Here is a 9,275-nt window from a genome sequence, read left to right on the forward strand (position 1 = left end):
GCGCCTGATACGTCTGCAGCGCGTCTTCGGGCCCTTGCGCGGGGAGGGCTGCCGAGCCGAGAGGGTGTCAGAGAATTCGAGTGACGCGACCCGGCACGACACGCGGCCGAGAGGGTGTCAGAGAATTCGAGTGACCAGAGAGGGTGTCCAGAGAGGGTGTCAGAGAATCCGAGTGACGCGACCCGGCACGACACGCGGCTGAAAAGAGAAGAGCGGAAAGCGGGCCGAGAAATCTCCTCGCATCCACCGTACCGCCGCCTCTCGGAATGCGGTGACGAAGGCCCGGTACTGCTCACGCAACTCCTTCAATGCCTGGCGCGTCGAGGCATGCCCCAACGGCCGAGGGCTCCGCTTGAGGTGCTGGGGCCGGGTATGCGGGTGCTGTGCCCGTACAGCTCGCGCCCCCAACACAGGCGTGTCCTGTGCGTGAGCCTCGGCTTCCACCGCCTCCACGAGTCCCCGCACGGCGCGCTGCCTCTCCTCCTCCCCCAGTCCTTCCCAGCACGGCAATGGCGCCACGTCCAACTCCACGGGCTCGGCGAGTTCCTCGGCGAAGCGCCTCTCCCCTGTTGCCGTGTCCTCGCTTCCCCTCTTGCTCCAGCGCTTGGTCCAGTTGAACCACGGGAACACTCGCCTCGCCGGCCCCAGCAGCTGCGCCAGACACGTGAGTCCCGGCCACTCGGCACTCCTCTCCACCAGGCCCTCCTTCACTCCATGGGCCAAGACGTAGCGCAACCGCCCCACCAGCGCCGTGTCGTCCAACACCGGCTCCGCTGAGTAGCGCCGCTCCCAGAAGCCTCCACTCCAGTCCACCAACCGGCCCACCTTCCTGGAGAGGTTGGCGCGCAGGTACTGCATGAAGGAAGCGAGCGCGGCCCCACGAGCCCACACCAGCAGGTGGAAGTGATTGGAAGCGAAGGTGAAAGCGTGCAGCCGCACGTTACCGGCACTCTGCTGGACGGCTCGCGCCAGCACCCCTCCCACCACCTCGTTCACCTCCGCGCTGGGACGCAACAGCAGCCGTCCCTGGAAGCACCTGGACGTGACGAAATAGAGACCCTCCTCCTGGAACATCCTCAACGGCCAGCCCATCCCCATCCCCTATGAACGAGTCGCCAGGCCCAATGCACTCGGTGCGCCAGCTTCAAGTCCTTGGAATGACTTGGGGATTCGGAGTGATACCCAGTCTCGTTGCGTGGCTTGAGTCCCGCGTGTCGAGTCCTTTGACACCCTCCCCGGGGGACACCCTCCCCGGGGCACGCTGCGCCTGACGGGGCGCTGATTCGAGTCGTCACGATCTCACGGCGGGCCGTTGTAGGTGGGATCGTCGCCCGGCACGTAATTCTGGCTGCGGATGTCGTAGGTGCACTCGAGCCGCGAGCCGTCCTCGAACCGAGCGTCGAGCTTGCCCTTGAGGTTGTTGGCATCCGCGAGCTTGACGGTGATGGTGCCTCCGCTCAGGCGCGGGGCCTGGACGGAGCTGTTGGAGCAGAGGGGCCGAGGAGGGCCGCAGACGGAGGCCGCCCGTGCTGTGCGCCGGACAAGTGGAGAAGCCGTGCAGCCCTCTTGGGGCCCAGGCCGGCCCAGGCGGCCCCCACAAGGGGGCGGCAGGGGCGTGGGCTTCTGAGGTAGCGTTACGGCTTGGGGCTCAACACCACGCGTGCCTTTCTCTGCCTCTCTGCTCCAACCCGTTGCCCTCGACTTGCCCCAATTCCTCTTATGCGCCCCGGGGTATCTTCCCCGGTCAGCCCCGATATCCGGGCGGGAACAGATTCGAGGTTTCGACAGAACGAAGTCCTTTCACCGTCGGGTGTTCTGATATATGTCGCCTCGATTGTTGCCGTCGCCTACAGATGGCGCATGAGTGACGGTCGCGGCGGGCCAGACAGGCACGTTGATGCGGTTGGACTGGGTTGTACGATTGGAGTAGAACAGAGGGGGTTCTATGATGCGTGGTTTGAAGTTAGTCGTGTTTGCCGTGTTCGTTGCAGGCGCTGCGCTTGCGATGGGCTGTGGTGCCACCGATGCGAATCCGGATCTCGATAGCTCTGAGCTGGGCACCAAGGAGTCCGCAGCGGCCACTTCCCCCAATTGCGGCACCATGTCCTGGTGTGACGCTACTCAATCCCTTTGCTGCTACAATAACTGGTATTCACGCTGGGAATGCGTTGTGTATGGAAATACTCAGTGCAGTTTCGACACAAGCTGCAGATATGGCGACACATGCCAGCAGGGCCACTGCGTGTCCGCTCCCTGGACCTCTTGCGAAAGGATGACGTCAATTTAACAGGGCGGAAACAAGAGGTAGAACGAGTCAATTTCATTTCCTATGAAACGGCCATTTGAGCCGCCTGCCCGGCGCGAAACTGCAGCCATTGCGTGTTGGCGTACAGGGAGAATCAATCCCTCCAGGAAGGTGCACCGGGGCTGCTTTCTAGGACGGGGCAGGACTTCCATCTCCGTTCAGCGCAGCTGCTGCGCTTGCGCCTGCCAAGCCTGCTGAGCGTCCTCGGGCCCTTGCGCGGGCAGGGCCCCTCTTTTCTCCAGCAGACGCAGCACCCGGTGACGCACTATCCGCGGCAGTCGCTCCGCCTCACCTTGCGTGGACGGCGTAACGCCTCGAAGCGCACGCTAAGAGGCTGTTGAACTGGGCCAGACAGGCACGAGCAGTAGAGCCTGCCCGGCAGGCGGGCAGACGCAAGGCATTACGCTTGGTAGCGATGCTGCCCCAGCAGTCCCTTGGGCAGTTCAACAGCCTCTAAGACGCCATCCGGCACCAGCGAGTGGAAGTGAGGCGTCACTTGCAACACCGAGCCGAAGAACTGGATGAACGACACGGCCCCGGTCGCCATCAGGCGAGCCGGGGTTTTCTTGTGTGGGCCGCCCTGTCAGCGGGACTGTGAGACAGGGAGTTCGAGCGTGGCCGTGGCGCCCTTGCCGGGACCGTCGCTCTCCAGCAGCAGGCGTCCCCCCATCACCTGCGCCGCCAGCGCGCTCGAGTGCAGGCCAAAGCCATGCCCCTCCTTGCGTGTGGTGAAGCCGAGCGCGAAGAGCTGCTTGCGGAGCTCCTGCGTGAAGCCCTTGCCACTGTCCACCACCTGAATCCGGGCCACATTCTCCTGGGCCGTGAGCCGCACGCACAGGTGACGTTGCCCCTCGGGGACCTCGGTCATGGCGTTCTTGGCGTTGCTGAGGAGGTTGATGAGGATCTGCAGCACCTTGTGCTTGTCCACCTGCATCTTGGGGATGGGGGTGAACTCGCACGCCACGGAGACGCCGTGGCGCTGCAGCGCGGCCATCTGGAAGCGCAGGCTGTCTTCGATGATCTGGGCGAGGTCCCACTCACCGAGGATGAGTGACGTCTTGGCGTAGTCCTGCTGCACCCGGATGATGGCGTGGATGTGCTCGAGGTGCAGGCCCATCTCATGCAGGTTCGTCCGGAGCTGGGCCCGCTCGTGGCCGAGCTCCTCGGTGAGGGCCAGGAGGTAGTCCGGTAGGAGGCGGCCACGCGGATCCCTCGTCAGGAACCCCACCAGATCCTCCTGCTGCTCCTTGAGCAGGGCGGAGAGCTGAGCCGCCCGGTCGAAGCGCGAGGCCGTGGCCGCGGAGCGCATGTGCTCCAGGTTGATGACAGCGCTGGTGAGGACGTTGCCCACGTTGTGCAGCACATCCGAGGCGACCTCGGCCATGCCCGCCGCACGCGCCGTGTCCACCAGCTGGGCCTGCGCCTGCTTGAGCTCGCGCGTGCGCTCCTCCACCCGCCGCTCCAGCTCGTCGTTGGCGCTGCGCAGAGCGGCCTCGGTGCGCTGAAGCTCGGCGTACAGCCGTGCGTTCTCGATGGAGATGGCGGCCTGCGAGGCGAGCTGCCCCAGCAGCAGGGTGCGCTCCGGTGTGAACGCCCCGGAGGCGAACCTGTTCTCCAGGTACATCACTCCCGACAGGGACTCCTGGCGCATCAGCGGCAGGCAGAGCACGGACTTGGCCCCGCTGTGCTCGAGGTAGGGCTCGCCCGAGAAAGGGTGGGGCGCCGCCGCGTCGCCGATGAGCACGGGCTCGTGCGTACGCCGGACGTAGGAGAGGATCGTCCAGGGCAGCGTGGCCTCTGCCGCCTCGTGCGGCGGGGCCTGCGTGCCGCCCGCGGCGCTCTCCGTGTCGGCCACGACCTCGAGCTTGTCACCGCGCGGGAGGAGCAGGGCTCCACGCTGGGCTCCCGCGTTCTCCGTGGCGACCCGCATGAGCGTGGACACCAGCCGCTCGAGGACGATCTCGCTGGAGACGGCCTGCTGAGCCTTGACCACGGCGAGCGTGTCGATCTCCCGGGACCCCGAGGAGGTGGAAGTAGAGGTGGAGGTGGAGGTGGCGCTCGCGGGTGCCGCCATGCTCACCAGGGAGGGCCACAGGGCATCCAGCTGCTTGACCTTGCCGTGGGCCCCCCACTGCGCGTACGCCTCCCGGGCCTGGCGCGCGTAGGCCTCCGCGATGAAGGAGGCCTGCCGCTTGCGGTAGAAGTTCGCCGCCAGCTCGCACACGAGGGCCACGTGCTGGATGAAGCCGTTCTCGCGGGCCGCGCGAAGGGCCTCCTCGTACGCGGGGAGCGCCTCGTCCAGGCGGCCCCGGATGCGGGCGAGCTCCGCGAAGACCAGCCGCTCGAGCGCGCGGAAGGTCTCGGGGCAGCTGGCTGCCCACTCCGCGAGCTGTTGCCAGTGCGCCTCGGCGGCCTCGAGGTACCGCTGCCGCTCCTCCTCCGCCGCTCCCTCGCAGCACGCGACCAGGGTCAGCGGGCGGAACAGGTGGAAGTCCAGCAGCGGGATGATGCCAATGAAGGACCAGATGAACGCCCCCGCCTTGTCTCCCGCCTCCCGGGCCTCCGCATAGGAGCCGCACATGAAGCGCGCCTGCATCTTGGAGAGCCAGTACTGGCACACCATGGCGCTCATGTGGGCCGGCGACAGTGATGCCTCGAGGGTCCTCTCGTCGAAGCCCTCCCCATCCAGCGTGCCGAACGTGGGCGAGTCGCCCCGCAGCTGCTGGATGTAGCGCAGGACGATGAGGGTGGTATCCACCACCCCCACGAAGCCGGTCTTGCGCATGAAGTCCATCCGGACGACCGCGTCCTGGTAGACGTCGTCCAGGGGGGGGCCCATGGCCAGCCGGTTCCAGACGAGATGGCCGACGATGTAGCAGGCGTACAGGTAGTTGTTGGTCTGGAGCGCGTGCTGGAAGGCGCTCAACGCGTGCTCGTGCGCGACGGCCAGGGGCCGGCACCAGTAGCTGATCATCTCCAGGTTGAAGAGCGCCCGGACCCGCTCGTTGGTCAGGTTGTACCGATCGACGAGCGCGCAGGCGAGCATGCCGTAGGCGTAGCCCTCCTGATAGCGCTTGAAGAACTGGCCGAGCAGCACGCCGAGCGAGCTGTACGCGATCACCGACTCGTTGGTGTTGCCGTAGCGGAGGCTCAGGGAGACCAGCCGGCAGACATGGAGGACGAGCAGGTTGTTGTCGGTGAGGTAGGCGGAGGGGAAGAGGCGGGCCAGGACGCTCATCACCGGCTTCATGTCCGCGTCCGTCATCAGCGGCAGATCGACGAGGCTCTCGATGGAACGGGCTCCCAGCAGGGCCTGGACCTCCTCACGGGCGGCCGCGGCCTCCTCCCAGGAGGGATGCGGGTCCATGGGCATGCCCAGCAGGGCCAGGCACTCCAGCAGGCAGGTGACGGAGGCCTCGATCTCGCCGGCGATGAGGTGCACCTCATGCATCAGGCCGTAGGCGGCGGCGATGTCCACCCGCCTCCGCGCTCGGGAGCGCAGCCCCTCCAGGAGGCGGCGGGTCTGGGCGAAGTTGCCGCTGACGAGCTCGCTGCTCGCCTGATCCAGCTGCACCTTGAAGGCCAGCGTGGGGTCCGTCTCCCAGGGCTCGCCCGGGATGAGCGTGAAGGCCATCGCGAGATAGGCGGCGGCCGAGCCGTGCGCGCTCGAGGCCCGGGCCTTCCAGCCCGCCTCGGCGTTCAGGCGCGCGAGGCGGTGGCGCTCCTCGTCGTTGCTGATCAGCTCCACCCCGGTGTTGAGCTGGCTCACGAGCTCGAAGAGCTTCTCGCGCACCTCCTCGGCAGACAGGCGCTCCAGCAGCAGGCGCCCGATGCGCAGGTGGATCGCCTTGAGCTCTGCTTCGGGGATGAGGACATGCGCCGCCTGCTGGATGCGATCATGCAGGAACCGGTACTGCTCCGAGGCGCTGCGCGCCACCAGGCCCTCCTGGAGCGCGGGCTCGAGGCCCCGCTCCACCTCGCCCGCCTCCAGGCCGGCGATGAGGGCCAGCATCTCGAGGGAGAAGCTGTTGCCCACGCACGCCGCCAGGGGGAGCAGGCGCTGGGTGCTCGCGGGAAGCTGGTGCAGGTTGCGAGCCATGAAGTCGACGATGTTGTCGGAGTACCCCCTGGCCTGGACGCCCTCGGCATCCCACCGCCATCCCCCTCCGGGCGTGCGGCTCAGGAGGCCATCGTGGTGCAACGTCAGCATCAACTGGAGGAGGAAGAACGGGTTGCCGCCCGTCTTCTGGTGCACCTGCTCCGAGAGGGGCACGATGAGCTCCGCCCCCGCGCCTGGGAGCGCATCGCCCACGAGGTGCTGGAGCTGCTCCAGGTTCAGCGGCTCGAGCTGGAGGTCGGTCACCGGGACCTTCGCCTTGTGCACCTCCCCGAGCGTCATCATCAGCGGGTGGGAGGGGCTGACCTCGTTGTCCCGGTAGGCGCCGATCCACAGCGCCGGTGGCGCGTCCTCCTCGGTGAGCAGGGACTGGAGGAGCCGGAGGCTGGCCATGTCCGCCCATTGCAGATCGTCCAGGAACATGACGAGCGGGTGCTCGGCGGTGGCGAAGACGCCGAGGAACTGGCGGAACACCTGGTTGAAGCGGTGCTGCGCCTCGGCGGGCGGAAGCTCCGGGACCGCCGGCTGCGGGCCCATGAGGAGCGCGAGCTGCGGAACCAGCTCCACGATGACCTGGCCGTTGCCCTGGAGGGCCTCCCGCAGGCGCTCACGACACCGGGCAACCTCCTCATCGGTGCCCACCAGCAGTTGCCGCACCAACCCCCGGATGGCCTGGGCCAGGGTGGCGTAGGGCACATCTCGCTGGAGCTGATCGAACTTGCCGCTCAGGAAGAACCCTCGCCGCTGGACCACGGGCTTGTGCAGCTCGTGGACCACCGACGACTTGCCGATGCCGGAGTAGCCGCGGACCAGGATGAGCTCGGGTCTGCCTCCGCCCACGATGCGCTCGAAGCCCTGGAGCAGGGTGGCGACGTGGGCGTCGCGCCCGTAGAGCCGCTGGGGGAGCTGGAAGCGGCTGGGGATGTCCCGCTTGCCCAGCACGAAGGGCTCGAGGGTGCCCCGGCGCAGGCCCTCCACGCACTCCGCCAGGTCGTGCCTCAGCCCCTCGGCGCTCTGGTAGCGCTCCTCGGCGACCTTGGCCAGGCACCTCATCACAATCGCGGACACCACGGGCGGGACGCTGGCGACGAGCTCGTGCGGCGGCCTCGGCTGCTGTGCCATGTGCGCATGGAACCACTCGAGCGCGTCACTCCCCTGGAACGGCCGGACTCCCGTGAGAAGCTCGTAGAACGTCACGCCCAGCGAGTAGAAGTCGGTGCGGTAGTCCACCGCGCGGTTCATGCGCCCGGTCTGCTCCGGGGACATGTAGGCCAGCGTTCCCTCGAGCAGATAGGTGGGAGCCGCGTCCACATGCTCGGTCCGCTGGAGGGTGGCGGCGCCAAAGTCGATGATGCGCGGCTCTCCCGAGGGCGTGATGATGATGTTGGAGGGCTTGATGTCCTTGTGGATGACGCCCCGGAGGTGAATCTCCGCCAGGGTCGAGGCCAGGGCGACGGCCAGCTCGAGGAAGCGGGCGAGCTCGAAGGGGTTGCCCACCGCCTCGGAGAGGGCCACCCCCTGCACCTCCTCCAGGACCAGGACGGGGCGGTCGTTGACCCGCTCGCAATCATAGGTCCGGGTGACGCCGCGCACGCCCAGGAGCCGCTGCAGGATGCTGTGCTCCCGGCGATACCGCTCGTTCTCGCGCGGGCCCGCGAAGGGGCCCACCGGCGTCTTGATGATGACCGGTGCGCGATCCGTCTCGCGCACCGCCAGAAAAAGCATGTTCGCGTCAGTGGCGCGGACCGGACGACGGAGCGTGTAGCCTGGCAGGTTCAACATGGGGGGAGTCCACCGCCATGGCCCCGCTCATGCAAGCCCCCCCTCTCAGAAGAGCACGCGCTGGAGTCCCGCCGCCTGGAGGAGGTAGTCCCTGGACGCCTCGAGGGCGGCGCGGAGGCGGGTCCAGTTCACATCGACCAGGGCTCCTCTCCACTTGCGGATCCTTCCCGCGACGATGACCGTGTCCACGTTGCTGCGGTCCATCAACGTGACGACGGCCCCCGGCACATTGTTGAGCGGGGCCACATTGAGGGCATCCGCGCGCAGCAGGAGGATGTCTGCCTCCTTGCCCGGCGTCAGCGAGCCAATCTTGTGGGAGAGACTGGCCACCCGGGCCCCCTCGACCGTGGCGAAGCGAATCACATCGCGGCACGTGAGGAGCTCGGGCAGGTTCGTCTCGCCGTTCACCGCGCGCTCGTTGATGAGCGCCCGCTGGAGCGTGAAGGCGGTCCGCATCTGGGTGAAGAAGTCCGCGGTCATCGTGCACTCGACATCCGTGCTGAGCGCGGGCTGGACTCCATGATCGAGCGCGGACTGGAGCGGCGGCATGCCGTGCCGCATGGTCATCTCGATCGGGGCGGCGATCGAGACGCTCGCACCCGACTCGGCGATCGCCTGCCAGGAGCCCTCCGAGATGCGGCTGGCGTGGATGAACACGAGATCGGGCCCGAGCAGGCCCTCGCTCGCGAGCTGCTCGACGAGCGTTGCCTGGCCGATGCTGCCGACGAGGTGCGTCACGATGGGCAGGCCCTGCTGGCGCCCAATCGCCCAGTAGGTCCGGAACGCGGGGTCGAACACCTCTCCGCCCATCGCCAGGGTCAGGAGCTGATCGGTCGAGGAGAAGTACTGGCCGCGGAGCCGCTGGAGATCATTCGGGAAGATGTTGCCGGGGCCCGCGCCCGGTGAGTACACGAAGACCGCGCGGCGGCCCGCCTCCTGAAGCCCCCGGATGACGGCATCGGTGTGCGTCGGAGTATGGCCCACCTGCGACGTGTCGACGACCGTGGTCACCCCCGCGTCCAGCTGGCTGAGCGAAGAGACGAGCTCGGCGATGTAGGCGTCCTCCGGCCT

The 9,275-nt window shown here is 67.5% G+C and carries 4 protein-coding genes; all 4 read right to left on the reverse strand.

Annotated elements, in window-relative coordinates:
- Window positions 1-159: 159 nt before the first annotated feature.
- Entirely contained in the window at window positions 160-1,092 is a 933-nt protein-coding gene (locus tag VF697_RS04590) for a transposase (RefSeq protein ID WP_331092252.1), read from the reverse strand.
- A 1,613-nt stretch (window positions 1,093-2,705) separates the two neighbouring features.
- Window positions 2,706-2,852, reverse strand: a complete 147-nt coding sequence (locus VF697_RS04595) for a transposase (protein WP_331092253.1) — start codon at window positions 2,850-2,852, stop codon at window positions 2,706-2,708.
- A 36-nt stretch (window positions 2,853-2,888) separates the two neighbouring features.
- A complete protein-coding gene (locus VF697_RS04600; RefSeq protein ID WP_331092254.1) occupies window positions 2,889-8,204 on the reverse strand; it encodes a trifunctional serine/threonine-protein kinase/ATP-binding protein/sensor histidine kinase in 5,316 nt (1,771 codons plus the stop codon).
- A 45-nt stretch (window positions 8,205-8,249) separates the two neighbouring features.
- A partial coding sequence (locus tag VF697_RS04605) for an amidohydrolase family protein (protein ID WP_331092255.1) occupies window positions 8,250-9,275 on the reverse strand: 1,026 nt, incomplete at its 5' end.

Origin of the sequence: Archangium sp. (assembly GCF_036388035.1) — a bacterium.
Lineage (GTDB): Bacteria > Myxococcota > Myxococcia > Myxococcales > Myxococcaceae > Archangium.